General features: G+C 59.1%; 18 protein-coding genes, 2 tRNA genes, 4 rRNA genes and 1 pseudogene. 13 read left to right on the forward strand and 12 right to left on the reverse strand.

Going from position 1 to position 25417, the window contains the following annotated elements:
• Window positions 1-133: 133 nt before the first annotated feature.
• Complete coding sequence (locus tag ACMGG8_RS03015) at window positions 134-472, forward strand: hypothetical protein (RefSeq protein WP_016962584.1); 339 nt, start codon at window positions 134-136, stop codon at window positions 470-472.
• 56 nt (window positions 473-528) lie between these two features.
• On the opposite strand, the gene lapD is transcribed toward ACMGG8_RS03015, so the two are convergent.
• Together lapD and lapG are read right to left on the reverse strand one after the other, a co-directional pair.
• Window positions 529-2475 carry a cyclic di-GMP receptor LapD gene (gene lapD, locus ACMGG8_RS03020; RefSeq protein WP_060836915.1) on the reverse strand — a complete coding sequence of 649 codons (1947 nt, stop codon included), beginning with the start codon at window positions 2473-2475 and terminating at the stop codon, window positions 529-531.
• Between the two features lie 14 nt (window positions 2476-2489).
• A complete protein-coding gene (gene lapG / locus ACMGG8_RS03025; protein ID WP_060836914.1) occupies window positions 2490-3182 on the reverse strand; it encodes a cysteine protease LapG in 693 nt (230 codons plus the stop codon).
• Window positions 3183-3481: 299 nt separating this feature from the next.
• Between lapG and ACMGG8_RS03030 the strand changes: the two genes are divergently transcribed.
• A complete protein-coding gene (locus ACMGG8_RS03030; RefSeq protein WP_060836913.1) occupies window positions 3482-4246 on the forward strand; it encodes a thioesterase II family protein in 765 nt (254 codons plus the stop codon).
• Between the two features lie 69 nt (window positions 4247-4315).
• Here the strand turns inward: ACMGG8_RS03030 and ACMGG8_RS03035 are convergent, their stop codons facing one another.
• The 10 genes and pseudogenes from ACMGG8_RS03035 to ACMGG8_RS03080 form a co-directional block, all read right to left on the reverse strand.
• Window positions 4316-5101 carry a methyl-accepting chemotaxis protein gene (locus ACMGG8_RS03035; protein ID WP_372841324.1) on the reverse strand — a complete coding sequence of 262 codons (786 nt, stop codon included), beginning with the start codon at window positions 5099-5101 and terminating at the stop codon, window positions 4316-4318.
• Between the two features lie 69 nt (window positions 5102-5170).
• Window positions 5171-6196: pseudogene (locus ACMGG8_RS03040) on the reverse strand (cache domain-containing protein); the annotation flags it as partial.
• A 362-nt stretch (window positions 6197-6558) separates the two neighbouring features.
• Window positions 6559-6674: ribosomal RNA gene (rrf, locus tag ACMGG8_RS03045) — 5S ribosomal RNA — on the reverse strand.
• A gap of 112 nt (window positions 6675-6786) precedes the next feature.
• Window positions 6787-6902, reverse strand: a 5S ribosomal RNA gene (rrf, locus tag ACMGG8_RS03050).
• 148 nt (window positions 6903-7050) lie between these two features.
• Window positions 7051-9942 (reverse strand): 23S ribosomal RNA (locus tag ACMGG8_RS03055).
• 221 nt (window positions 9943-10163) lie between these two features.
• A tRNA-Ala gene (locus tag ACMGG8_RS03060) sits at window positions 10164-10239 on the reverse strand.
• A 10-nt stretch (window positions 10240-10249) separates the two neighbouring features.
• Window positions 10250-10326: transfer RNA gene (locus tag ACMGG8_RS03065), tRNA-Ile, on the reverse strand.
• Between the two features lie 123 nt (window positions 10327-10449).
• A 16S ribosomal RNA gene (locus ACMGG8_RS03070) occupies window positions 10450-11988 on the reverse strand.
• The 16S, 23S and 5S rRNA genes sit together here with 2 tRNA genes alongside, the layout of an rRNA operon.
• A gap of 642 nt (window positions 11989-12630) precedes the next feature.
• Complete coding sequence (locus tag ACMGG8_RS03075) at window positions 12631-13851, reverse strand: CaiB/BaiF CoA transferase family protein (RefSeq protein WP_108544913.1); 1221 nt, start codon at window positions 13849-13851, stop codon at window positions 12631-12633.
• Between the two features lie 13 nt (window positions 13852-13864).
• Window positions 13865-15046 carry an acyl-CoA dehydrogenase gene (locus ACMGG8_RS03080; protein ID WP_016963707.1) on the reverse strand — a complete coding sequence of 394 codons (1182 nt, stop codon included), beginning with the start codon at window positions 15044-15046 and terminating at the stop codon, window positions 13865-13867.
• A gap of 158 nt (window positions 15047-15204) precedes the next feature.
• On the opposite strand from ACMGG8_RS03080, the gene ACMGG8_RS03085 reads away from it, so the two are divergent.
• The 11 genes from ACMGG8_RS03085 to ACMGG8_RS03135 all read left to right on the forward strand — a co-directional run bounded on the left by ACMGG8_RS03085 (window position 15205) and on the right by ACMGG8_RS03135 (window position 25352).
• On the forward strand, window positions 15205-16104 hold the full coding sequence (locus ACMGG8_RS03085) for a LysR family transcriptional regulator (RefSeq protein WP_060836910.1): 900 nt from the start codon (window positions 15205-15207) through the stop codon (window positions 16102-16104).
• A 451-nt stretch (window positions 16105-16555) separates the two neighbouring features.
• Window positions 16556-17677, forward strand: coding sequence for a Re/Si-specific NAD(P)(+) transhydrogenase subunit alpha (locus ACMGG8_RS03090; protein WP_060842093.1), 1122 nt, complete (start codon window positions 16556-16558; stop codon window positions 17675-17677).
• A gap of 15 nt (window positions 17678-17692) precedes the next feature.
• On the forward strand, window positions 17693-18016 hold the full coding sequence (locus tag ACMGG8_RS03095; RefSeq protein ID WP_005783507.1) for an NAD(P) transhydrogenase subunit alpha: 324 nt from the start codon (window positions 17693-17695) through the stop codon (window positions 18014-18016).
• Window positions 18016-19452, forward strand: coding sequence for an NAD(P)(+) transhydrogenase (Re/Si-specific) subunit beta (locus ACMGG8_RS03100; protein ID WP_414159159.1), 1437 nt, complete (start codon window positions 18016-18018; stop codon window positions 19450-19452). The genes ACMGG8_RS03095 and ACMGG8_RS03100 overlap by 1 nt, the downstream gene beginning before the upstream one ends.
• 179 nt (window positions 19453-19631) lie before the next feature.
• Complete coding sequence (locus tag ACMGG8_RS03105; protein ID WP_060836908.1) at window positions 19632-21125, forward strand: acetyl-CoA hydrolase/transferase family protein; 1494 nt, start codon at window positions 19632-19634, stop codon at window positions 21123-21125.
• A gap of 319 nt (window positions 21126-21444) precedes the next feature.
• Window positions 21445-21660, forward strand: a complete 216-nt coding sequence (locus ACMGG8_RS03110; protein WP_003220409.1) for a DUF1127 domain-containing protein — start codon at window positions 21445-21447, stop codon at window positions 21658-21660.
• Window positions 21661-21942: 282 nt separating this feature from the next.
• Window positions 21943-22152 (forward strand): DUF1127 domain-containing protein, encoded by a 210-nt coding sequence (locus ACMGG8_RS03115; protein WP_060836907.1) that lies wholly within the window; start codon window positions 21943-21945, stop codon window positions 22150-22152.
• Window positions 22153-22319: 167 nt separating this feature from the next.
• Complete coding sequence (locus tag ACMGG8_RS03120) at window positions 22320-22637, forward strand: DUF2388 domain-containing protein (protein WP_060842091.1); 318 nt, start codon at window positions 22320-22322, stop codon at window positions 22635-22637.
• Between the two features lie 100 nt (window positions 22638-22737).
• A complete protein-coding gene (locus tag ACMGG8_RS03125; protein WP_060836905.1) occupies window positions 22738-23046 on the forward strand; it encodes a DUF2388 domain-containing protein in 309 nt (102 codons plus the stop codon).
• Between the two features lie 27 nt (window positions 23047-23073).
• The gene (locus tag ACMGG8_RS03130; RefSeq protein ID WP_016963715.1) at window positions 23074-23394 is read left to right on the forward strand and encodes a DUF2388 domain-containing protein; all 321 of its coding nucleotides are present in this window, start codon (window positions 23074-23076) and stop codon (window positions 23392-23394) included.
• Window positions 23391-25352 (forward strand): DUF4105 domain-containing protein, encoded by a 1962-nt coding sequence (locus ACMGG8_RS03135; RefSeq protein ID WP_414159160.1) that lies wholly within the window; start codon window positions 23391-23393, stop codon window positions 25350-25352. The genes ACMGG8_RS03130 and ACMGG8_RS03135 overlap by 4 nt, the downstream gene beginning before the upstream one ends.
• Window positions 25353-25417 lie beyond the last annotated feature (65 nt).

Raw genomic sequence — 25417 nt, forward strand, 5'->3', positions numbered from 1 at the left:
TGGTTGCCGGCTGTTGGCGGACAACCTGCGCCGTGACGATTGTCGCGCCGCACCGCATACTCACGCGCTGGATGTGGCGTTGGCCTATGTCGCCGAGTGCCGGACGCCGAATAAAAAGCCTGAGGGATTTGCCATGTTCTACGTGCAACGCGATGCGCAAGGTCAGCTGATTCGCGTGGAAGCCGCCGCTTACGCCGAGGCTACCGAGACGCTGCCTGCCGATCACCTCGAGATCCAGACCTGGTTTGCCAACGAAGCGGTTGAGGTCAGTCTCAAGCAGCTCAAGCAGAGCGACCTGGAGATGATCCGGGTGCTGGACGACCTGATTCAGGTGCTGACCAGCAAGGGCGTGATTCGCGTCACCGATCTGCCGGCGGCGGCCCAGGCCAAGCTGATGGATCGGACCCAGGCGCGGGTGGCGCTGGGTGGCTTGAGCCGGTTGATCAACGATGATGAAACCGGATTGATCTGAAACGCTGCGCCGGCCAGCCGGCTCCTACTGCAGGAGCCGGCTGGCCGGCGCAGCGTTCAACTCCAGGGCGCCGGTTCGCCGAACAGTTGCCCTTGCACGCCGTACAAGCCCATCTCGCGAATCACTCGCAGCTCGCCTTCCGTTTCGACCCGCTCGGCAATCAGCGGCAGGTCGATGCTGTGGGCTGCGCGCTGGATGGCTTCGATGAACAGGCGCTTGTCGCTTTCCTGGTCGATGTTGCGGATGTAGCTGCCGTCGATCTTCAGATAGGCCAGGCCCAGGCGGGCCAGGTTGCCGATCATGCTGAAGCGGCCACCAAAGCGCTGCAGGCTCAGGGAGAACCCCAACTCCCGCAGGCGCCGGGTCAGCTGTTCCAGCTGGACCTGCTCGGGCAGCTGTTCCTCGCCGATCTCCAGGGTCAGGCGCGGCCCGAGGTCGGAATACTGGCGCAGGATATCCATGACCCGGTTCAAGGCCTGGGGATCTTCCAGGGTGGCCGCCGAAAGGTTCAGGGCCAGGCTGTCGCCATGTCCGGTCATCTGCTTGAGGACCTGCTCGAGCATCAGCACGTCCAGGCGCGAGGTCCAGCCAAAGCGTTCCAGCCACGGCAGGAAGCGGCCGGCGGGAATGGTCTGGCCCTGCTCGTCCAGCAGCCGCGAGAGCACCTTGTAATGCAGCACCCGCGCAGTGTCCTGGGCCGCCACCACCGGCTGGAAGTACAGCTGGAAGCGTTGCTCCGACAGCGCCCGGTCCAACCAGGTATGCCAGGCATGGTGATCATCCCCGACCTGGGAACCGGCGCCCTGGTCCAGGCAGGCCCAGTGGGTGTCGCCCTGGCCTTCGGCCTGGGCCAGGGCCTGATCGCCGAGGCTGAGCACCGCTTGGGGCGAATCACCGTGGTTGAAGGCGGCCAGGCCGATGGAAGCCACCGCGGCAACATCGGTAGCGCCCGTGGCATGCAGGTTGCCCAGGGCGCTTTCCAGGCTCTGGGCCAGCTGGATGGCTTCATTGCGCACCAGCCCCGGCGCCAGTACGGCGAACTCGCCACCGCGGACCCGGGTCACCAGGTTGTGGGTCTCGGGGTACTTGTTGCATTCGCGCAGCAGTTGCTCACCCACCGCCTGCAGCAGTTGGTCGGTGCGCTGGCCCCCCAGGCGCTGATTCAGGCCGGCCAGATCCTTGACCCGCAACAGCAACAGGTAACCGGAGCTCGCCTGCTCCGGGTTGCTGACGCGGGCATGCAGCTGCATTTCGAAATAACGTCGGTTGGCCAACCCGGTCAGGCTGTCCTGATACGACTCGATGCGCAGTTTTTCACTGCGTTCGGCCTGCTCCTGGAACAGCGCCTTGAGCTTCTCCACCATCTGGTTCATGGCCTGCACCACCCGCCGCAGTTCCGGGGTGCGAGGCAATTGCGGCAGGCTGAGGAATTCGCGCCGGGCAATGGCGTGGGACTGCTGGACCATGTAGTCCAGCGGCTTGAGCTGGCGCCGCAGCAACAGGGCACCGAGCACCGCGCTCACCGCGCCGCAGATCAGCAGCCAGCCCAGGCTGCCCAGGGCGCTCTGCCAGAGCTTGGCCACCGCGAACATCGGGTGGCTGAGCACTTCGACCCGTGCCGCCTGCTCCCAGCCACGGCTGACGATGGCGTCGCCGCCGGCCGGCTCCAGGCCGATGAGCTTGACGAACCACTGGGGCACATTGCCGACCTCGGGAATGCCGCTGCGCTCGACGATGGTCTTGTCGGTGGCCAGGTCCACTACCCGGATGCTGGCGTAGTAGCCGCTGTCGAAGATCGAACTGACCATCAGCTCGACCATCGCCGGGTCATCGATGTTCGGTGTCAACGACAAGGCCAGGGCCGTGGCCGCATCCTGGGCATGGGAGCGCAGTTGATTGACATACTGGGTACGCGAACTTTCCAGGCTGACCATGAAGCTGCCGCTGAAGGCGACCACCAGGAACACACAGATTGCGATCAACAGCTGTTTGAACAAAGACATCTGAGCTCGTGCTCCTAGTTAGTCGTCTCGACCGGAAAACCTTCGGCCTGCATTTTTTTCAACACATCCTGCCAACGGGACAGGCGCTTGGTGTCCCCGACCCGCTTGTTGCCCTTGGCGCCCGGCAGCCACAAGCCTTCGGCATTGAAGGAATACACCGGCAACAGGTCGGTCCGCTCGCTGGCCGGGCGGATCGTGTCCTCCAGGCTGTCGAGCACCAGCGGCATGGCGTCCGCAGTGGAATAGTAGGTCAGGACCATGTGCGCGCGATTCTGGCGCAATGCCTTGACGTAGGTGATGCGCAGTTTGTCACTGGACACCCCGAGGTGGCGGAGGCTGAAGTATTTGGCGATCGCGTAGTCCTCACAATCGCCGGCGCCCTTCCACAGGCCCTGGATCGGGGTTTCCCAGTAGTCCACCTGGCCCCACAGATCGATGTCTTCCACGTAGCGCATGTTCTTGTTGAAGAACAGGTTGACCACTTTCAACTGCTCACGCTCGGGGACCTGCTTTTGCGTCGCCAGCAGGTGCTGCCAGGCATCGATACGTTGCTGGCCTTCGCCCAGGGGACCGTAGAGCGCCGTGGCACGGCGACTGATCAGGGAAAAATCCCAGTCGGCGTGCAGGCTGCCCAGCAGCGCGCCGGCCAGCAGCAATGCCGAGCAGAACCAGCGCAGGGTCCGAGAAAGAGCTAAACGTGCCGCCAATGCGATGAGTCCATGGGAGCTGTCGTAAATCGGCTGATGGTGAAGGCTGGCCCGGCAAAAGACAATGGCACCTTACAATCACTGACCGCCGGGGAAGGGCCTGCACGGTTCATTCACAGAATAGCCTCAAGCCATGTTTGCACCCTGTGCGGCAGCCGACGAATTTCCCCCTGTCACTACGTGCATTCAGCCGCGCCAGCCACTATGTTAGAAACCATTCGGACAGGACGTCCCCCGTCGAACAGCCTCTTGTCTGCACCAGGAAGCGACCCACGGGCCACCTTGCTTAAGGAAAAGCTGTGTACACCGACACCCGACAATGGACGCTGGTGATCAATTCAGGGCAGGCCACCCGAATTCGCCTGATCTGCTTTCCACAGGCCGGGGCGGCTGCGGAGCAGTTGCGGGTATGGTCCAACAGCCTGGCCGATCATATCGAGCTGGTGCTGATCAACCTGCCCGGGCACGGGCCGCGTCGTGACGAGGCGCCCTGCGACAACTGGCCGAGCCTGCTGAAAGACATGTTCACAGCCCTCGATCCCTGGCTCGGCGAACCCCACGCGCTGTTCGGCCACGGTCTGGGCGCATTGCTGGCATACGAGACCTGCAAGTACGCGCAAGAGCGCTTTCCCCAGCAGACGCGCCACCTGTTCGTTTCCGGCTGCCGCAGCCCCGACAGTCCGCCTCGCCGCCCCTTGCTGCACTCACTGCCCATCGAGGCGTTTCGCGAGGCCATCCTGACCCTGGGAGCCAGCCCGCTGGAGATGCCGCGGGGGCAGAGCGACCTGCAATCCTACGAACGCTTGCTGCGCAATGACCTGAAGCTCTTCGAAACCTGGTACGACACCTCGAGCGGCTGCCTCGATATCCCGCTGACGGCCTTCTACGGCAGCGAGGACCCTCTGGCGACGGCCAACCATATGCTCAACTGGCGCGAATTCACCGAGCGTGAATTCGAACTGATCGAAGTGGTCGGCAACCACTTCTTCATCAAGTCCCAACGTCAGCGCCTGCTGCAGGTGATCAATACTCACCTGGGCCTGCTGGGTGAACACCGGATCTGAACCGCGCCCATGAAAAAGCCCGCCCTGCAGTGATGCAGAAGCGGGCTTGAGGAAAGGACCGGAGAGGGCTCAGATCTTGAAGCTGTCCACCAGTTGCTTCAGGCGGCTGGCCTGCTGCGACAGCGCATCGCAGTCCTTCAGGGTTTCATTGAGGTTGGCGACGCCCTGCTGGTTGAGCAGGTTGATCTGGTTGATGTCGACGTTGAGGGTCTCCACCACTGCCGTCTGCTCCTCGGTTGCCGCTGCCACCGACTGGTTCATGCCGTCGATCTCGCCGATCCGCTGGGTCACGCTGATCAACCGGGCACCGGCCTGGTTGGCCACCTCGACGCTCTCTTCACTGGAAAGCTGGCTGGCGTTCATGGTCGATACTGCTTCGCGCGAACCGATCTGCAGGGAAGTGATCATCTTGTGGATCTCTTCCGCCGATTCCTGGGTTCTGTGGGCCAGGTTGCGCACCTCATCGGCGACCACGGCGAAGCCGCGACCGGCTTCACCGGCACGGGCCGCTTCAATGGCAGCGTTGAGGGCCAGCAGGTTGGTCTGCTGGGAGATGCCCTTGATCACGTCGAGAATGTGCCCGATGTTGTCGGTGCTGGCGTTCAGGGTTTCGATCTGGGTGCAGGACAGGCTGATCTTCTGCGACAGCTCGGTCATGGCCTGGATGGTCTGCTCCACGACTTGGCGACCGTCATCGGCCTGCTCGCTGGCGCCGCTGGCGTGTTGCGAGGCATCAGCGGCGTTGCGGGCGATTTCCTGGGTGGCGGCCCCCAGTTCGTTGATCGCCGCTGCCACGCTGTTGGTGCGGGCGCTCTGCTCGTCGGAACCGATGATCGACGCGTTGGACGAGGCCATCACCCGTTGCGACAGGTCATGTACCTGGCGGGTGGCGGAGGACACTTCGGAAATCGAGGCGTGAATCCGTTCCACGAACTGGTTGAAGGAGCTGCCTAGCTCACCAAATTCGTCCTTGCTTTCCACCACCAGGCGGCGGGTCAGGTCACCCTCGCCCTGGGCAATGTCCTGCATCGCACGGCCCATGGTGATCAGTGGACGCATCAGGACCTGGATCAGCAGGGTCAGCAGTACCGCAATCACCGCCACGGCGATAAACATGGCGATCAAGGCAGATGTACGGAACTGGCTCAGCGGCGCGTAGGCCTTGGCCTTGTCGATGGACAGACCGATGTACCATTCGGCATTCGGCAGGCCGGTCACCGGGGTGAAGGACAGAATGCGTTCCTGTTTGTTCAGGACCACTTCCTGGTTGCCACTGGCGATACGCACGTTGGCACCGGGGTAGATGTCCTTGAGGTTCTTCATCACCTGGTCCTTGTCCGGGCTGACGATCACCTGACCATCAGCGCTGACCAGAAAGGCATGGCCCAGGCCACCGAAGTCCACGGAGTTGATGATCTTCACCAGGGTTTCCAGGCTCAGGTCGCCACCGACCACGCCCAGCAGTTCGCCTTGCTTTTTCACCGGCATGGCGATGGTCACCACCAGGCCACCGACCGCCGCCATGTAGGGCGGAGTCAGCATGGTCTTGTCGGCGGTTACGGCCTGTTTGTACCAGGGCCGTTGGCGCGGATCGTAGCCATCGGGCATTTTCGCGTCGGGACGCTGGGTGAAGGTGCCGTTGGCCTGGCCAACGTAGGTGAACTGGAAGTTCGAGGTAAAGGCCGGCTGGTCCACCAGGCCCGGGAAGTCTGCGTTATGGCCTTGGTGAGCAACGTTCTGCGCCAGGTTCTCGAGCACCAGGATGCGCCCGCTCATCCAGTTCTGCACGCTGCTGGAGGTGAGCTCACCGGCCTGCTGAATGGATGATTCGAGATTCTGTCGGATAGTGTTTCGTTGCAGGTAGTCGTTGTACAAAGTGAACAACGCAAAAGCCAGAACCACTACGCCGGAGGCGGCCAAAAGGATTTTATGGCTGAACTTGAGATTCATTTCATGGGACTTCTTATGCCGAAAATGGGGATGCGTCCGTATAGCAACATTCCATGTAACAGTGCAGGCGACGAGCCGCTCTACTTTGGTGCACGCATGTCTTATCAGTCTTTCGGCAAGAACACCCGAACCCTTAGAGATTTATCCGAATTACTCGCCTAAATTTGCCGAATCCCGCCGAACGGTGTTCCAGAGCCTTAGCCAAGCCTTTTCAGCGGCGCGTCAGCAAGCAAAACGATGGAGACCTTGGGCCATGGATAGAGCAGCGACGGTGCTCATGCATGGCGGATCGTTGCTCAGCACTTTATCGAGCACAAAAACAAAACCCCAATTGCTTGCGCAATTGGGGTTTCGGAATTTGATCTTGACGATGACCTACTCTCACATGGGGAAACCCCACACTACCATCGGCGATGCATCGTTTCACTTCTGAGTTCGGGATGGGATCAGGTGGTTCCAACGCTCTATGGTCGTCAAGAAATTCTGTGGCCGATCCGTTGGACTCAACGTCGAACGTGTCAGCAAAATCAGTCGTTTCTACAAATAGACAAAACCCCAACTGCTTTCGCAATTGGGGTTTCGGAATTTAATCTTGACGATGACCTACTCTCACATGGGGAAACCCCACACTACCATCGGCGATGCATCGTTTCACTTCTGAGTTCGGGATGGGATCAGGTGGTTCCAACGCTCTATGGTCGTCAAGAAATTCGGTAGCCAGTCCGTTGCTTATGCAACGTGCCAGCGAATGGGTATGTAATAGGTTTGTGTGCTTTGTGAGCGGTGCAAACTTTCGGTTTGTTTCGTCTTCACACACCGCAACTCGCTTCTTAAGCAAATTGCTTGGGTGTTATATGGTCAAGCCTCACGGGCAATTAGTATTGGTTAGCTCAACGCCTCACAGCGCTTACACACCCAACCTATCAACGTCGTAGTCTTCGACGACCCTTTAGGGGATTCAAGATCCCAGTGAGATCTCATCTTGAGGCAAGTTTCCCGCTTAGATGCTTTCAGCGGTTATCTTTTCCGAACATAGCTACCCGGCAATGCCACTGGCGTGACAACCGGAACACCAGAGGTTCGTCCACTCCGGTCCTCTCGTACTAGGAGCAGCCCCTCTCAAATCTCAAACGTCCACGGCAGATAGGGACCGAACTGTCTCACGACGTTCTAAACCCAGCTCGCGTACCACTTTAAATGGCGAACAGCCATACCCTTGGGACCGGCTTCAGCCCCAGGATGTGATGAGCCGACATCGAGGTGCCAAACACCGCCGTCGATATGAACTCTTGGGCGGTATCAGCCTGTTATCCCCGGAGTACCTTTTATCCGTTGAGCGATGGCCCTTCCATACAGAACCACCGGATCACTAAGACCTACTTTCGTACCTGCTCGACGTGTCTGTCTCGCAGTCAAGCGCGCTTTTGCCTTTATACTCTACGACCGATTTCCGACCGGTCTGAGCGCACCTTCGTACTCCTCCGTTACTCTTTAGGAGGAGACCGCCCCAGTCAAACTACCCACCATACACTGTCCTCGATCCGGATAACGGACCTGAGTTAGAACCTCAAAGTTGCCAGGGTGGTATTTCAAGGATGGCTCCACGCAAACTGGCGTTCACGCTTCAAAGCCTCCCACCTATCCTACACAAGCAAATTCAAAGTCCAGTGCAAAGCTATAGTAAAGGTTCACGGGGTCTTTCCGTCTAGCCGCGGATACACTGCATCTTCACAGCGATTTCAATTTCACTGAGTCTCGGGTGGAGACAGCGCCGCCATCGTTACGCCATTCGTGCAGGTCGGAACTTACCCGACAAGGAATTTCGCTACCTTAGGACCGTTATAGTTACGGCCGCCGTTTACCGGGGCTTCGATCAAGAGCTTCGCGTTAGCTAACCCCATCAATTAACCTTCCGGCACCGGGCAGGCGTCACACCCTATACGTCCACTTTCGTGTTTGCAGAGTGCTGTGTTTTTAATAAACAGTCGCAGCGGCCTGGTATCTTCGACCGGCATGAGCTTACGGAGCAAGTCCTTCACCCTCACCGGCGCACCTTCTCCCGAAGTTACGGTGCCATTTTGCCTAGTTCCTTCACCCGAGTTCTCTCAAGCGCCTTGGTATTCTCTACCCAACCACCTGTGTCGGTTTGGGGTACGGTTCCTAGTTATCTGAAGCTTAGAAGCTTTTCTTGGAAGCATGGCATCAACCACTTCGTCACCTAAAAGGTAACTCGTCATCAGCTCTCGGCCTTAGAACCCCGGATTTACCTAAGATTCCAGCCTACCACCTTAAACTTGGACAACCAACGCCAAGCTGGCCTAGCCTTCTCCGTCCCTCCATCGCAATAACTAGAAGTACAGGAATATTAACCTGTTTTCCATCGACTACGCTTTTCAGCCTCGCCTTAGGGACCGACTAACCCTGCGTCGATTAACGTTGCGCAGGAAACCTTGGTCTTTCGGCGTGGGTGTTTTTCACACCCATTGTCGTTACTCATGTCAGCATTCGCACTTCTGATACCTCCAGCAAGCTTCTCAACTCACCTTCACAGGCTTACAGAACGCTCCTCTACCGCATCACTTACGTGATACCCGTAGCTTCGGTGTATGGTTTGAGCCCCGTTACATCTTCCGCGCAGGCCGACTCGACTAGTGAGCTATTACGCTTTCTTTAAAGGGTGGCTGCTTCTAAGCCAACCTCCTAGCTGTCTAAGCCTTCCCACATCGTTTCCCACTTAACCATAACTTTGGGACCTTAGCTGACGGTCTGGGTTGTTTCCCTTTTCACGACGGACGTTAGCACCCGCCGTGTGTCTCCCATGCTCGGCACTTGTAGGTATTCGGAGTTTGCATCGGTTTGGTAAGTCGGGATGACCCCCTAGCCGAAACAGTGCTCTACCCCCTACAGTGATACATGAGGCGCTACCTAAATAGCTTTCGAGGAGAACCAGCTATCTCCGAGCTTGATTAGCCTTTCACTCCGATCCACAGGTCATCCGCTAACTTTTCAACGGTAGTCGGTTCGGTCCTCCAGTCAGTGTTACCTAACCTTCAACCTGCCCATGGATAGATCGCCCGGTTTCGGGTCTATTCCCAGCGACTAGACGCCCTATTAAGACTCGCTTTCGCTACGCCTCCCCTATTCGGTTAAGCTCGCCACTGAAAATAAGTCGCTGACCCATTATACAAAAGGTACGCAGTCACAGAACAAAGTCTGCTCCCACTGCTTGTACGCATACGGTTTCAGGATCTATTTCACTCCCCTCTCCGGGGTTCTTTTCGCCTTTCCCTCACGGTACTAGTTCACTATCGGTCAGTCAGTAGTATTTAGCCTTGGAGGATGGTCCCCCCATATTCAGACAAGGTTTCTCGTGCCCCGTCCTACTCGATTTCATGACTAAGAGATTTTCGCGTACAGGGCTATCACCCACTATGGCCGCACTTTCCAGAGCGTTCCGCTAATCTCAAAGCCACTTAAGGGCTAGTCCCCGTTCGCTCGCCACTACTAAGGGAATCTCGGTTGATTTCTTTTCCTCAGGGTACTTAGATGTTTCAGTTCCCCTGGTTCGCCTCTTGCACCTATGTATTCAGTACAAGATAACCATCTTATGATGGCTGGGTTCCCCCATTCAGAGATCTCCGGATCAAAGTCTGTTTGCCGACTCCCCGAAGCTTATCGCAGGCTACCACGTCTTTCATCGCCTCTGACTGCCAAGGCATCCACCGTATGCGCTTCTTCACTTGACCATATAACCCCAAGCAATCTGGTTATACTATGAAGACGACATTCGCCGAAAATTTGCAATTTAACTCACAAATTTTACCTTAGCCTGATCCGTTACCAGTGAAAGTAACGTTCAGTCTATCTTTCTATCACATACCCAAATTTTTAAAGAACGATCTAATCAAAAGACTAGAAATCAACATTCAATGTGAATGCTCATTTCTAAGCTTTCAGAAGCAGTTTATGGTGGAGCCAAGCGGGATCGAACCGCTGACCTCCTGCGTGCAAGGCAGGCGCTCTCCCAGCTGAGCTATGGCCCCATAACAAAATTGGTGGGTCTGGGCAGATTCGAACTGCCGACCTCACCCTTATCAGGGGTGCGCTCTAACCAACTGAGCTACAGACCCAATTTCGAGCTTGTAACTGTTAGCTTGGAGCTATCAGCTTGGAGCTTAAAGCTGCTTCTATCGTCTTCTTCAATGAATCAAGCAATTCGTGTGGGAGCTTATGAAGCAGCTGATGTCGTCGATTAAGGAGGTGATCCAGCCGCAGGTTCCCCTACGGCTACCTTGTTACGACTTCACCCCAGTCATGAATCACACCGTGGTAACCGTCCCCCCGAAGGTTAGACTAGCTACTTCTGGTGCAACCCACTCCCATGGTGTGACGGGCGGTGTGTACAAGGCCCGGGAACGTATTCACCGCGACATTCTGATTCGCGATTACTAGCGATTCCGACTTCACGCAGTCGAGTTGCAGACTGCGATCCGGACTACGATCGGTTTTATGGGATTAGCTCCACCTCGCGGCTTGGCAACCCTTTGTACCGACCATTGTAGCACGTGTGTAGCCCAGGCCGTAAGGGCCATGATGACTTGACGTCATCCCCACCTTCCTCCGGTTTGTCACCGGCAGTCTCCTTAGAGTGCCCACCATAACGTGCTGGTAACTAAGGACAAGGGTTGCGCTCGTTACGGGACTTAACCCAACATCTCACGACACGAGCTGACGACAGCCATGCAGCACCTGTCTCAATGCTCCCGAAGGCACCAATCCATCTCTGGAAAGTTCATTGGATGTCAAGGCCTGGTAAGGTTCTTCGCGTTGCTTCGAATTAAACCACATGCTCCACCGCTTGTGCGGGCCCCCGTCAATTCATTTGAGTTTTAACCTTGCGGCCGTACTCCCCAGGCGGTCAACTTAATGCGTTAGCTGCGCCACTAAGAGCTCAAGGCTCCCAACGGCTAGTTGACATCGTTTACGGCGTGGACTACCAGGGTATCTAATCCTGTTTGCTCCCCACGCTTTCGCACCTCAGTGTCAGTATCAGTCCAGGTGGTCGCCTTCGCCACTGGTGTTCCTTCCTATATCTACGCATTTCACCGCTACACAGGAAATTCCACCACCCTCTACCATACTCTAGCTTGCCAGTTTTGGATGCAGTTCCCAGGTTGAGCCCGGGGCTTTCACATCCAACTTAACAAACCACCTACGCGCGCTTTACGCCCAGTAATTCCGATTAACGCTTGCACCCTCTGTATTACCGCGGCTGCTGGCACAGAGTTAGCCGGTGCTTATTCTGTCGGTAACGTCAAAATACTCACGTATTAGGTAAGTACCCTTCCTCCCAACTTAAAGTGCTTTACAATCCGAAGACCTTCTTCACACACGCGGCATGGCTGGATCAGGCTTTCGCCCATTGTCCAATATTCCCCACTGCTGCCTCCCGTAGGAGTCTGGACCGTGTCTCAGTTCCAGTGTGACTGATCATCCTCTCAGACCAGTTACGGATCGTAGCCTTGGTGAGCCATTACCTCACCAACTAGCTAATCCGACCTAGGCTCATCTGATAGCGTGAGGTCCGAAGATCCCCCACTTTCTCCCGTAGGACGTATGCGGTATTAGCGCCCGTTTCCGGACGTTATCCCCCACTACCAGGCAGATTCCTAGGCATTACTCACCCGTCCGCCGCTCGCCACCAGGTACAAGTACCCGTGCTGCCGCTCGACTTGCATGTGTTAGGCCTGCCGCCAGCGTTCAATCTGAGCCATGATCAAACTCTTCAGTTCAAACATCTTTGGGTTTTGAGAAAACCCTAAACTTGGCTCAGCAATCGTTGGTTACATCTTTGATTTCTCGCGGAGTAACTTGTGATGCTGATAATCTTTTTGACTATCAGTCTGACTCCACAAGCACCCACACGAATTGCTTGATTCAGTTGTTAAAGAGCGGTTGGTTAAGATCTTTCGTCTCAACCGAGGCGCGCATTCTACAGCAACCTCATTTACTGTCAAGCGATTTTTTTAGAAGTTTTTGAAGATTTCCTCAACAACTTCAACCACTTGCGCTTTCGATCTCTCGTTAGCGGGAGGCGAATTCTACAGCGTTACACGCTGCTGTCAACACCTCTTTTCAACCGCTTTCGACCGAGACGATCGAATCGTTAATAAGGCGAAAACACACTGCCTTACTAACTGCTTCTGGCTTCGATGAACTGAAGCGTAACCGCCGCCGAAAGCTGCGTAACTCGTTGAATTTCAAGGAGTTTTCCGTTTCGACTGCGCCGGAAGTGGGGCGAATTATAGACCTGTAGAATCTGCCGTCAACCTTTAATTTGAATTTTCTATGAATAAGAGCAGACAACCCCAGAAGAGCCGCTTTGGCAGGCGATGCATAGATACGGCCGCACGCCTCTCTATATAAGAGAAGGCCTACAACACCCCCGACCGCCTCAATGCCTCAACGGCCTCGCCCTTCATTCCCAAAACCTGCTGCAGAACCTGCGCCGTGTGCTCACCCAATAGAGGAGGGGCATGGCGATACTCCACCGGCGTCTCGGAAAGACGAATCGGACTGGCCACCTGAGGCACAATCCCCGCCAACGCATGAGGCAACTCCAACGCCAGCCGCCGTGACACCACCTGCGGATCGGCAAACACCTGAGCCAGGTCATTGATCGGCCCACAGGGCACACCTGCCTGCTCCAACTGACTCACCCACTCGGCAGTGGTCTTGAACACCGTCGCCTGACGAATCAGTGGAATCAACACAGCCCGGTTGGCCACCCGCAGCTTATTAGTGGCAAACCGAGGATCGTCCGCCCACTGGGGCTGGCCTGCGACCTCGGCAAACTTGCGAAACTGCCCGTCATTCCCCACGGTGAGAATGAAATCACCATCTGCGGTCGGAAAATCCTGATAGGGAACTATGTTCGGGTGAGCGTTCCCCAAGCGCTTCGGAGCAATCCCCGTCGTCAGGTAGTTCATCGCCTGGTTGGCCAGACATGCAACCTGCACATCCAATAGCGCCATATCAATGTGCTGCCCGGCGCCGCCCTGATCCCGATGAGCCAAGGCAGCCAGAATCGCCACCGTCGAATACAGCCCCGTCAGGATGTCGGTCAAGGCCACCCCCACCTTCACCGGCCCGGCCCCGTCATCCCCTTCAGGCCTACCGGTCAGGCTCATCAATCCGCCCAGCCCCTGGATCATGAAGTCATAGCCGGCACGCTTGGCATAAGGCCCCGTCTGCCCAAACCCGGTGATCGAGCAATAGATCAAGCGCGGATTGATCGCCTTGAGCGACTCATAGTCCAGGCCATAGGCCGCCAGTCCACCCACCTTGAAGTTCTCGATGACGATATCCGACTTGGCCGCCAGCTCACGCACCAACTGCTGGCCCTCAGGGCGGGTGAAATCTATGGTCACCGACTGCTTGTTACGGTTGGCCGACAGGTAATAAGCGGCCTCCGTAGTGTTCTCGCCATCAGCATCCTTCAGGAAGGGCGGCCCCCAGGCGCGCGTATCGTCACCATTGCCCGGACGTTCGACCTTGATGACTTCGGCCCCCAGGTCCGCCAGGATCTGCCCGGACCAGGGCCCGGCCAATACCCGCGATAAATCCAGTACCCGCAGATGCGATAACGCGCCCATGGTCGCTCTCCTATTAATAGAACGCCTGGATGCCGGTTTGCGCGCGCCCCAGAATCAGCGCATGAACGTCATGGGTGCCTTCGTAAGTGTTGACCACTTCCAGGTTCACCAGGTGCCGGGCGATGCCGAACTCATCAGAGATGCCATTGCCACCCAACATGTCACGAGCCATACGGGCGATGTCCAGGGACTTGCCGCAGGAGTTGCGCTTCATGATCGAAGTGATTTCCACTGCCGCCGTTCCTTCATCCTTCATCCGCCCCAGACGCAGGCACCCCTGAAGGGCGAGGGTAATCTCGGTCTGCATGTCCGCCAGCTTTTTCTGGATCAGTTGAGTCGCCGCCAGGGGCCGACCGAACTGCTGGCGATCCAGCGTGTATTGCCGCGCGGTATGCCAGCAGAACTCCGCCGCACCCAAAGCACCCCAGGAGATGCCGTAACGGGCCGAGTTCAAGCAAGTGAATGGGCCTTTGAGACCGCGCACGTCCGGGAAGATGTTCTCTTCCGGCACGAACACGTTGTCCATGACGATTTCCCCAGTGATCGACGCACGCAGCCCCACCTTGCCATGAATGGCCGGCGCGCTCAGGCCTTTCCAGCCCTTCTCCAGAACGAAACCGCGGATATCGCCGGCGTCATCCTTGGCCCAGACCACAAACACATCCGCGATCGGACTGTTGGTGATCCACATCTTGCTGCCGGTCAGGCTGTAGCCCCCATCCACTTTGCGTGCACGAGAAATCATCGCACCCGGGTCGGAACCATGGTTCGGCTCGGTCAGACCAAAGCAACCAATCCACTCGCCGGACGCCAGCTTCGGCAGGTACTTCTGTTTTTGCGCCTCGGTCCCGAACTCATTGATCGGCACCATCACCAGGGACGACTGCACACTCATCATCGAGCGATAGCCGGAATCGACGCGCTCCACTTCCCGTGCGATCAGGCCGTAGCACACATAGTTCAGGCCGCTGCCGCCGTACTGCTCGGGAATGGTCGCCCCCAACAGGCCGACTTCACCCATTTCACGGAAAATGGCCGGATCGGTCTGCTCATGGCGGAAAGCTTCCAACACCCGAGGCGCCAGCTTGTCCTGAGCGAACTGCTCGGCGCTGTCGCGGACCATGCGCTCTTCTTCGGTGAGTTGCTGGTCCAGCAGAAGGGGATCGATCCAGTTGAAGCTTGCTTTGCCGCCCATGAGTGAATCCTCGTGAAGTAGGTCAACTATCGTGGGCAGATCCTAGGCCTGACAGGAGCTCGCGGGCAAACGAGGATTTCGCAAGTTGTTGTGCTAATTTCTCACTCCGTAATGGCCAAAATTACCTTTTACAGCGTCTATTAGTGAGATTGCCGTACATGCGCAGGAAGATCCCCAGCACCGCCGCCCTGATCAGCTTCGAGGCCGCCGCCCGCCACGAAAGCTTCACCAAGGCGGCGCAGGAGCTTTCCCTGACCCAGGGCGCCGTCTGCCGACAGATCGCCAGCCTGGAAGAGTTTCTCGGCGTGGAGCTGTTCCGACGCTCGCGGCGGGGCGTCAAACTCACCGAAGCCGGGCTTTCCTACAGCCGCCGGGTAGCGACACAACTGGATGCGGTGGAACGCGACACGCTCTCCGTGATGGGACAGCAGGGCGCCAATGTCATCGAGCTGGCAGTGGTCCCGACCTTCGGCACCCAGTGGCTGCTGCCGCGCCTCAAGGATTTCCAGCAGCAACACCCCGAAGTCACCGTCAACCTGACCAACCGCACGCGCCCCTTCCTGTTTGCCGACACGCCTTTTGACGCCGCCATCTACTTTGGTGATGCCGATTGGTCCGGCACCCAGTCCCATCGCCTGATGGGCGAGCACCCGGTACCGGTGTGCAGCCCGGCCCTACTGGCTGATCGGCAGCAACTGAGCGCCGCAGCCATCGCCGAGCTGCCCCTGTTGCAACAGACCACCCGACCCTATGCCTGGCGCCAATGGTTCAACTCACAGCAGTTGAACGTCCCCCGCGACATGACAGGCCCGCGCTACGAGCTATTCTCCATGCTCGCCCAGGCAGCCATGCACGACATGGGTATCGCGCTGATTCCAGCCTTCCTGATCCAGCGCGAACTGGCGGAAAAACGTCTGGTCATTGCCAACCCGCAGGCTCTGACCAGCATCAAGGCGTATTACCTGATGATTCCCGAGCGCAAGGTGGAATCCGCCTCTTTACGGGCATTTCGCGATTGGCTGGTGAATCAGGCACACAGCTACAACCTAGAAGGGTAGGGGCCTCCAGCGATTAGCTGACCCCGTAGTCAGAAAAACAAAAGCCCTACAGATATAAGTATTTGTCGCATTTCAACAGACTGTACCGACACCTCGGACAATAGTCCTAAAAGCGCCTAACCACGCGGCCTGTAGGGTTTATTTGACAGCAATGTAAGACTATTCACACAGCGGATGAGAAAAATCTTATTTAGACGATAAAAGCCTTGAAAGGCACGGCTTACAAGGGTTTAACCCCACCCCTTGCGACATTCGGTCACGGGGTGACTTGTAGTTAATTTTCCGTCACTAGTCAGAATCCCTTGAAGGCCTCAAAGTTCGCCTGCAAAATGCCGCGCCCCGCTGCGATTTCAGCGGGATCGTGCTGATCGGCCGCCCCAGTCGCACCCTCCGCAGTGCGCTGGCCTTCTAAGAAAGATCGAAAGCAATAAGATCAAGCAGGAGATTTGACGTGCACATTGGTGTTCCTCTCGAAACCCAGACGGGTGAAACACGGGTTGCTGCAACCCCGGAAACCATCAAGAAGCTGATCGGCCAGGGTCATAAAGTCACTGTGCAAAGCGGCGCGGGCATCAATGCCAGCGTGGTCGACAGTGCCTATGAAGCGGCAGGAGCCACCATTGGCAGCGCCAACGATGCCTTTGGCGCCGAACTGATTCTCAAGGTCGTCGCCCCCAGCGACAGCGAACTGGCCCTGATCAAGAGCGGCACCGTGCTGGTGGGCATGCTCAATCCGTTCAGCAATGAAACCATCGCCAAGCTGGCCGAGCGCGGCATTACCGCCTTCGCCCTGGAAGCGGCGCCACGTACCTCTCGGGCCCAGAGCCTGGACGTGCTGTCGTCCCAGGCCAACATCGCCGGTTACAAGGCCGTGCTGCTGGCCGCCCACTACTACCCGCGCTTCATGCCGATGCTGATGACCGCCGCCGGTACCGTCAAAGCGGCCCGCGTGCTGATTCTCGGCGCCGGCGTGGCGGGGCTGCAGGCCATCGCCACGGCCAAGCGCCTGGGGGCAGTGATCGAGGCTTCGGATGTGCGTCCGGCGGTGAAAGAGCAGATCGAATCCTTGGGCGCCAAGTTCGTCGACGTGCCTTACGAAACCGATGAGGAGCGCGAATGCGCCGTCGGCGTCGGCGGTTATGCCCGCCCCATGCCCGCCAGCTGGATGCAGCGCCAGGCCCTGGCAGTGCACGAGCGCGCCAAGCAGGCGGATATCGTCATTACCACCGCACTGATTCCAGGCCGCAAGGCGCCGACCTTGCTCAGCGCCGACACCGTGGCCCAGATGAAGCCCGGCTCGGTGGTCATCGACCTGGCAGCCGCCCAGGGTGGCAACTGCCCGCTGACCGTGGCGGACCAGGTGGTGGTGGAAAACGGCGTGACCATCGTTGGCCCGACCAACCTGGCCGGCGCCGTCGCTGCTGACGCCTCGGCGCTGTACGCCCGCAACCTGCTGGACTTCCTGAAGCTTGTCTTCACCAAAGAAGGGCAGTTCGAAGTCAACCTAGAAGACGACATCGTCGCCGCGTGCCTGATGTGCCGCGACGGCCAAGTCATCCGCAAAAACGCCTAAGCAGGGATTCAGACGATGGAAGAGCTTATCTCCCCCGGTATCTACAACCTGATCATCTTCGTGCTGGCGATCTATGTCGGTTACCACGTGGTCTGGAACGTGACACCCGCACTGCACACGCCACTGATGGCGGTGACCAACGCCATTTCCGCGATCGTCATCGTCGGCGCCATGCTGGCTGCCGCCCTGACCGTGACCCCGCTGGGCAAGACCATGGGCACCCTGGCCGTAGCCCTGGCCGCGGTCAACGTGTTCGGTGGCTTCCTGGTGACCCGTCGCATGCTGGAAATGTTTAAGAAGAAAGCGCCCAAAGCCGTGAAAGAAGAGGTGCAGAAATAATGAGCATGAACCTGGTAACAACCCTCTATCTGATCGCCTCGGTGTGCTTTATCCAGGCGCTCAAGGGGCTTTCGCACCCGACCACGTCCCGACGCGGCAACTTGTTCGGCATGCTGGGCATGGCCCTGGCGGTCCTGACCACCATCGGCCTCATCTATAAGCTGGGCGCGGAACTGGCGACCGCCGGTATCGGCTACGTCATCGTCGGCCTGCTGATCGGCGGCACCGCCGGTTCGATCATGGCCAAGCGCGTCGAGATGACCAAGATGCCGGAACTGGTGGCCTTCATGCACAGCATGATCGGCCTGGCCGCGGTGTTCATTGCCATTGCCGCCGTGGTCGAGCCCCAGTCCCTGGGCATCGTCAAAAACCTGGGCGACGCGATCCCCGCTGGTAACCGCCTGGAGCTGTTCCTCGGTGCCGCCATCGGTGCCATTACCTTCTCCGGTTCGGTGATCGCCTTCGGCAAGCTTTCGGGCAAGTACAAGTTCCGCCTGTTCCAGGGCGCACCGGTACAGTTCGCCGGCCAGCACAAGCTCAATCTGGTGCTGGGCCTGGCCACCCTCGGCCTGGGCGTGACCTTCATGGCCACCGGCAACCTCGGCGCCTTTGCCCTGATGCTGGCGCTGGCCTTCGTCATGGGCGTGCTGATCATCATCCCGATCGGCGGCGCCGACATGCCGGTGGTGGTGTCGATGCTCAACAGCTACTCGGGCTGGGCAGCAGCAGGGATCGGTTTCTCCCTGAACAACTCGATGCTGATCATCGCCGGCTCCCTGGTGGGCTCCAGCGGCGCGATCCTCTCGTACATCATGTGCAAGGCGATGAACCGTTCGTTCTTCAACGTGCTGCTCGGCGGTTTCGGCAACAGTGCCGACGCTGGCGGCCCGGCCGGGGCTCAAGAAGCCCGCCCGGTGAAATCCGGCTCGGCGGACGATGCGACGTTCCTGCTGACCAACGCCGACACCGTGATCATCGTTCCCGGTTACGGCCTGGCCGTGGCCCGGGCCCAGCACGCGTTGAAGGAGCTGACCGAGAAGCTGACCCACCGTGGCGTCACCGTGAAGTACGCGATCCACCCGGTGGCAGGGCGCATGCCCGGGCACATGAACGTACTGCTGGCCGAGGCCGAGGTGCCTTACGACCAGGTGTTCGAGATGGAAGACATCAACTCCGAGTTCGGCCAGGCCGATGTGGTGCTGGTACTGGGCGCCAACGACGTGGTCAACCCGGCAGCGAAGAACGATCCGAAGTCGCCCATCGCCGGCATGCCGATCCTCGAAGCCTTCAAGGCCAAGACCATCATCGTCAACAAGCGCTCCATGGCCAGCGGCTATGCCGGCCTGGACAACGAACTGTTCTACCTGGACAAGACCATGATGGTCTTCGGTGACGCGAAGAAGGTCATCGAAGACATGGTCAAAGCCGTCGAGTAAAGCTGCTGTAGCGCAATACCCAAAACCTCAGCCTTTAGTAGGCTGGGGTTTTTTATTGACCTCATGAAGCCGACAGAAGGCTCTAGATCAGGACCTTTCATTCGACCTTTGTCGCGCGGTGTTTTTTTTTGAAATCACTAGACTGCGCTTCTTGCTTCCGTTGCCCGAGATAACAATCCATGTACCGTGATCGTATCCGCTTGCCTTCGTTGTTGGATAAGGTGATGAGCGCCGCCGACGCTGCCGCTCTGATTGAGGACGGCATGACCGTCGGCATGAGCGGCTTCACCCGCGCCGGTGAAGCCAAGGCCGTGCCCCATGCCCTGGCCGAACGGGCCAAGGTGACCCCGCTGAAAATCAGCCTGATGACCGGCGCCAGCCTGGGCAACGACCTGGACAAGCAACTCACCGAGGCCGGGGTCCTGGCCCGGCGCATGCCGTTCCAGGTCGACAGCACCCTGCGCAAGGCGATCAACGCCGGCGAAGTGATGTTCATCGACCAGCACCTGTCGGAAACCGTCGAGCAGCTGCGCAACCAGCAGCTCAAGCTGCCGGACATCGCGGTGATCGAGGCCGTGGCCATCACCGAACAGGGCCATATCGTGCCCACCACCTCGGTGGGCAACTCCGCCAGTTTCGCGATCTTCGCCAAGCAGGTGATCGTCGAGATCAACCTGGCGCACAACCCGAACCTGGAAGGCCTGCACGACATCTATATCCCGACCTATCGTCCGACCCGTACACCTATTCCCCTGGTGAAGGTCGACGATCGCATCGGCAGCACGGCGATTCCGATCCCGGCGGAAAAGATCGTCGCCATCGTCATCACCAACCAGTCCGACTCGCCATCCACCGTCTCCACCCCGGATAGCGAAACCCAGGGCATCGCCAATCACCTGATCGACTTCCTCAAGCAGGAAGTCGATGCCGGGCGCATGAGCAACAAGCTCGGCCCGCTGCAGGCCGGTATCGGCAACATTGCCAACGCGGTGATGTGCGGCCTGATCGAGTCGCCGTTCGAGAACCTGACCATGTACTCCGAAGTGCTGCAGGACTCGACCTTCGACCTGATCGACGCCGGCAAGCTGAGCTTCGCCTCCGGCAGCTCCATCACCCTGTCGAGCCGGCGCAACGCCGATGTGTTCGGCAACCTGGAGCGCTACAAGGACAAGCTGGTGCTGCGCCCACAAGAGATCTCCAACCATCCGGAAGTGGTGCGCCGCCTGGGCATCATTGGCATCAACACCGCGCTGGAGTTCGACATCTACGGCAACGTCAACTCCACCCACGTCTGCGGCACGCGGATGATGAACGGCATCGGCGGCTCCGGCGACTTCGCCCGCAACGCGCACCTGGCGATCTTCGTCACCAAGTCGATTGCCAAGGGCGGGGCGATTTCCAGCGTGGTGCCAATGGTCAGCCACGTGGACCACACCGAGCATGACGTCGACATCCTGGTCACCGAGATCGGCCTGGCCGACCTGCGCGGCCTGGCGCCACGTGAACGGGCCCGGGTGATCATCGACAACTGCGTGCATCCGTCCTACCGCGAAGCGTTGAACGACTACTTCACCAAGGCCTGCGCCCTGGGCGGCCACACGCCACACATCCTGCGCGATGCCCTGAGCTGGCACATCAACCTGGAAGAAACCGGGAAAATGCTCGCCGAGTGATTGATACAGTTGGCAGCTGACGCAAACACCGTTTCGTCAGCTGGCCGACCACCCGCCAATGATCTTCAAAAACTGTACTGCTGTACCGGTATTTTCCCCGCCTAAAACCGCCACTTCCTCACTCAAAAGCGCATAAATGCACCAAAAAGGTGCTGACAGGTACAGTTGCGCCTTTTCGGAACAGTACAGCCCCTATAAACAGTTAACTGGTCCCTCACAATACAGGTGAACTGTATCTACAGAGTCTTGCACCGGAAGAGGATCATGGGCACCAGTTAAACCACTACCTGATCCCGCCACAAGCGGAAGGATGTCAACCATGGAACGTACACTCAGTTCCGAACTGTTCTTCGAAGACAAAGCTGCAAAAACCCAGGCTTCCCTGCCTCTGCGCGTTATCGCCAACCTGATGCTGTGGCAGCGCCGCATCTCCAGCCGCCACCAACTGGCTCGCCTGGATTCGCGTCTGCTGGCCGATGCCGGGATCAGCGAAGCACAACGCTACGAAGAGCTGAGCAAGCCGTTCTGGCGCTAACTCAGCGTCGCTGGCTCTGACCCACCGGGTCCACCGCCAGCACCCCGAATTGCACACACAAGACCCGTCGCGGGAAACCGCGACGGGTCTTGTCGTTCTGGCCTGGAAAAAATGGTTCGCAACACAAATACAGCCAAGTTGATTGCGACAGGTACAGTTTTATCAAACATAACAATTAACCAGTACAATTTTGCCCTGGTGTATCTGTATGACTGCCCTCCAACCGTCGCACCATGACGCTGCAGCAAGCCCATCGCTAGGCTGCTCAAGGAGGAAAGCACCATGGACTCATGTTCCGGCAAACCCGACACCGACCTTCCGGCCACCTCATGCAGCACAGCCTTCAAGCGCTGGATCACGGCCCTCGCCAGCATGATGGAGCGGGCCCGCACCCGCCGGTTGCTGGCACAGATGGACGAACGACAACTGTCGGACAGCGGCATCAGCCATGGCGACAGGGCAGCAGAACTGCACAAGCCCTTTTGGCGCTAAGGCCCGACACCACGCTGTGCGAACGCAACAGCTCAGCCTAATATCTGCAGCGACGTAGCGATTTTTACCTAAGCTGCGTCAGAACAATCAGACACAGCACCTCGCAGTGGCTGCCCGGCGTCTCACTCAGCGCCCTTAATCTGTCTGTCCATTCACAGGAGTTCCCCATGTCCCGTCTTCGCCTGCTCGGCGCTGCCGCATTGCTGACCCTGGCTGCCAATGCCAACGCCACCAGCCTGATCGTGACCACCGACGCCATCGTCGGCGCGCTCAAGGCCACCACCGACGCCACCTCCGACGCCACCTCCTCCCTGCGCGACAACAAGATCGTACGTGCCGCTCGGGATGACGCCGCCAGCTTCGTCGCCACCGACGGCGCCATTCGTGGAGTGAAACTGGAAAGCGCCTTCGACCACATTCGCCAACAGGCCCCCCAACTGCAGGCCACTGACGCCCAGCTGGCCCAGGCCATCCTGGCGATCTGAACGAAGATTTCAGGTGCGCCTACGCACCTGAAACCCTCTGCGCTGGCCCTGTCCGGACCATTGCGCTAGCCTTGGCGCTGTTTTTCAGCTGTCGAGACTCATGGGTTTGTTCCGAATTTCGCTTTTTGCTCCAGTATTCATCGCCGTCTGTTGGGCCGGCTCGGTGCAGGCATTCGACCTGACCACCCAAAGCTCGGTCGTCACCGTTTACGCCACAAGCCAGGTGACCTCGGCGCCCTTCGACCATAAACTGCTGCTCGCCGCCCAAGACGACGCCGCCGCCTTCGTGGCAACCGACGGCCAACTGCGTGGCGCGCGCCTGGAGTCCGCCCTGAGCTATCTGCGGCACCACCGGGCAAAACTTCATGCCAGCGACCTTGAACTGGCGCAGGCAATTCTCGTCCAATAGTCACCCCTGTTATTCCGGAGTCGTTCCATGCGTAGCCCGCTGATTGCCGCCACCCTTGGCCTGCTGTTGTTGGCCGACGTGGCCCAGGCACACACCCTGGTGGCCACCAGTAACATCATCGTCCGTGCCTCTGGCCGCACGATCGATTTCACCTCGGACACCACCACCTCGATCCGCGACTCCAAAGTCGTGCGTGAAGCCCATGACGATGCCGCCAGCTTCGTCGCCAGCAATGGCGATATCCGTGGCGCCCAATTGGAAGCGGCGTTCACGGCCCTGCGCACCCAGTTGCCGGAAGCCCGCGACGCCAGCGATCAGGTCCTCGCCGAAGCCATCCTCGCTCTGTGAAACCCGTCCTCGCCTGGCTGCTGGCCGGGACCCTGGCGCTGCTCTGCGGCAACGCCCAGGCCGACCTGCAATTGCGCCTCAAGACCGATGGCTTGAGCCCCGCGCAACAACACGCCAGCCAGGCGCTGCTGGATGAAGCGATGCAGGCACTGCCGCCGCGCTTCATCCAGCAACTGGACCGCACCATCGACGTCGGCTGGACCGACCAGATGCCCGACAACGCCTATGGCGAGGCATCCCTGGTATCGGCACTGGACCTCAATCGCGCCCTCTTGCCAAGCCTGACCGACGGCTCCGCCGCTACCCAGAAGACCAGCCGCCCCCACGGCACCGTGCGCCGGGAAATGCTTGCCACGGTGCTCCACGAACTGACCCACATTTACGATCGCGCGCGTCTATGGCCCAGTGCCGAACGCAGCCTGATCCAGCGCTGTACCCGCAAGAACAGCACCTCCGGTCCGATCGGCCTGCCGGATGAGTGCCGCGGCCAGAACGACCGGCGCTTCACCCTCAGCGATGACCCGCGCCTGCTGGACCTGGCCGGCTGGCCGCAATATGTCGGGCGTCGCGGAGAACGGGAGCAGCACAACCGCCAGATCGCCCGCAGCCCGGACCTCTACGAGATCACCAACCCGAAGGAATTCGTCGCGGTGAACATGGAGTACTTCCTCCTCGACCCGAGCTACGCCTGCCGCCGCCCGGCGCTGTACCGCTACTACCAGGAACATTTCGGCTGGGCCCCGGCCGCCAAGGACCACTGCGCCCAGTCCTTCGCCTTTCTCAACGCCGGCAACGACTTCGCCAAGACGCCGCTGGGCAAGGTGGACCCGGAACGGGTCTACGCCGTGGACTATCTGCTGGCCGAAGCCAACCAGAACTGGGTCAGTCGCTGGGGCCACAGCATGCTGCGCCTGGTGATCTGCGCCCCGGGCCGTCCCCGTGGGCCGGATTGCCGCCTCGACCTGGACCAGCACCTGGTGCTGTCCTACCGCGCCTTTGTCGGCGATGTGCAGCTGTCCAGCTGGGACGGCCTGGTGGGCAAGTACCCGTCGCGACTGTTTGTCCTGCCGCTGTCGCAAGTCATCGACGAATACACCAAGACCGAACTGCGCAGCCTGGCCTCGGTGCCCTTGAAACTGTCGCGCCGCGAGATCGAGGAGGTGGTGGAGCACGCCGCGGAAATGCACTGGAGCTACGACGGCAACTATTACTTCCTGTCCAACAACTGCGCGGTGGAAAGCCTCAAGCTGCTGCGCAGCGGCAGCAACAACAAGCAACTGATCGGCCTCGACAGCATCATGCCCAACGGCCTGCTGGAAGTGCTCAAGGGCAGGGGACTGGCGGACACCAGCGTGCTCGACGACCCACGCGAGGCACTGCGCCTGGGCTATCGCTTCGACTCCTTCCGCGACCGCTATCAGGCGATGTTCGAGGTGATCAGGAAGCACTTGCCGATCAAGCAGGCCAGCGTCGAAGACTGGCTGTCGCTGAGCGCCGAGGAGCGCCGGCGCTGGTTCGACCAGGCCGACTTGCGCACCAGCGCTGCCTTGCTGCTGCTGGAGCAGGCCAGCTATCGCCGGCAACTGCTGCTGGCCCAGGACGAGGTCAAGCAGCGCTACCTGGGCGCTCGCGAGCTGAAGAACGGCGGCATGGAAAAGGCCAACAAGACCTTGCAGGAAATTCTCGCCAACAGCGGCTTCCTCAGCCGCCCGGCGGAACTGCTGGGCAGCAGCGGCTATGGATTGCCACAACCCGGTGAATGGCAACGCCTGGAGTCCGAAAGCAGCGAGCGGCAAAAGCAGCTGCAATCCTTGACCGGTGAACTGGACAAGGAAGTGCGAGCCCTGCTGGAGCCGGAGCGGGCCGCTGAGATTGCCGCCAACGAGGCCAACCTGAAGCAGGTGGGCGAGCATCTGCGGGCTCTGCACAAGGCGGCGGGCGGGCTGGAACTGCCGTAGCCACCGGCGGCGAAAGGGCCCAAGGCTCCGGCCTGGAAGCCTCCTGCCAAGCCATCGGCAGCCTT

This window comes from Pseudomonas sp. BNK-45, assembly GCF_047456255.1.
Classification (GTDB): domain Bacteria; phylum Pseudomonadota; class Gammaproteobacteria; order Pseudomonadales; family Pseudomonadaceae; genus Aquipseudomonas.

Bases quoted from the DNA above. Each gene is read 5' to 3' on its own strand.
- ACMGG8_RS03105 (WP_060836908.1), top strand. From the start codon at position 19,632: ATGTACCGTGATCGTATCCGCTTGCCTTCGTTGTTGGATAAGGTGATG.
- ACMGG8_RS03085 (WP_060836910.1), top strand. From the start codon at position 15,205: ATGCGCAGGAAGATCCCCAGCACCGCCGCCCTGATCAGCTTCGAGGCC.
- ACMGG8_RS03110 (WP_003220409.1), top strand. From the start codon at position 21,445: ATGGAACGTACACTCAGTTCCGAACTGTTCTTCGAAGACAAAGCTGCA.
- ACMGG8_RS03015 (WP_016962584.1), top strand. From the start codon at position 134: ATGTTCTACGTGCAACGCGATGCGCAAGGTCAGCTGATTCGCGTGGAA.
- ACMGG8_RS03130 (WP_016963715.1), top strand. From the start codon at position 23,074: ATGCGTAGCCCGCTGATTGCCGCCACCCTTGGCCTGCTGTTGTTGGCC.
- ACMGG8_RS03100 (WP_414159159.1), top strand. From the start codon at position 18,016: ATGAGCATGAACCTGGTAACAACCCTCTATCTGATCGCCTCGGTGTGC.
- lapD (WP_060836915.1), bottom strand. From the start codon at position 2,475: ATGTCTTTGTTCAAACAGCTGTTGATCGCAATCTGTGTGTTCCTGGTG.
- ACMGG8_RS03075 (WP_108544913.1), bottom strand. From the start codon at position 13,851: ATGGGCGCGTTATCGCATCTGCGGGTACTGGATTTATCGCGGGTATTG.
- ACMGG8_RS03115 (WP_060836907.1), top strand. From the start codon at position 21,943: ATGGACTCATGTTCCGGCAAACCCGACACCGACCTTCCGGCCACCTCA.
- ACMGG8_RS03035 (WP_372841324.1), bottom strand. From the start codon at position 5,101: ATGGCCTCGTCCAACGCGTCGATCATCGGTTCCGACGAGCAGAGCGCC.
- ACMGG8_RS03095 (WP_005783507.1), top strand. From the start codon at position 17,693: ATGGAAGAGCTTATCTCCCCCGGTATCTACAACCTGATCATCTTCGTG.
- ACMGG8_RS03080 (WP_016963707.1), bottom strand. From the start codon at position 15,046: ATGGGCGGCAAAGCAAGCTTCAACTGGATCGATCCCCTTCTGCTGGAC.
- ACMGG8_RS03120 (WP_060842091.1), top strand. From the start codon at position 22,320: ATGTCCCGTCTTCGCCTGCTCGGCGCTGCCGCATTGCTGACCCTGGCT.
- ACMGG8_RS03125 (WP_060836905.1), top strand. From the start codon at position 22,738: ATGGGTTTGTTCCGAATTTCGCTTTTTGCTCCAGTATTCATCGCCGTC.